This is a genomic window from Candidatus Nitrosotalea sp. FS (assembly GCF_011319475.1).
Taxonomy (GTDB): Archaea; Thermoproteota; Nitrososphaeria; order Nitrososphaerales; family Nitrosopumilaceae; genus Nitrosotalea.
Genome location: NZ_RCMC01000230.1, coordinates 1 through 303, shown reverse-complemented (window position 1 = coordinate 303; position 303 = coordinate 1). Strand labels below are relative to the sequence as shown.

Genomic DNA, 303 nt, shown 5'->3' with positions numbered 1-303 from the left:
TTGGTATCTCAATGTGCCACTGCTGGGCCATCTTGTCTAGAATGACAGAGATGTCACTCTTTGAGAGGTTATGCGATTTCAATTCTTGACATTTCCTGTTTGATATCTAGTAAATCCCTTAAAATGGAACTTGCTNTTCCTGTTTGATATCTAGTAAATCTCTTAAAATGGAACTAGCTGTCTCAATGCCTCCTGCACCGCGACCAATTATTGTCTGCTGCCCCGAGTGTTCTGAATTGAACGTGATGGCGTTCAACGTTCCATTGACACACAATGGATCGTCAAGTGGTACCTCCTTTGGTG

The 303-nt window shown here is 42.7% G+C and carries 1 pseudogene; it reads right to left on the bottom strand.

The window, feature by feature from the left end:
• Nucleotides 1–136 precede the first annotated feature (136 nt).
• Nucleotides 137–303: pseudogene (locus DYY66_RS08680) on the bottom strand (homoserine dehydrogenase); the annotation flags it as partial.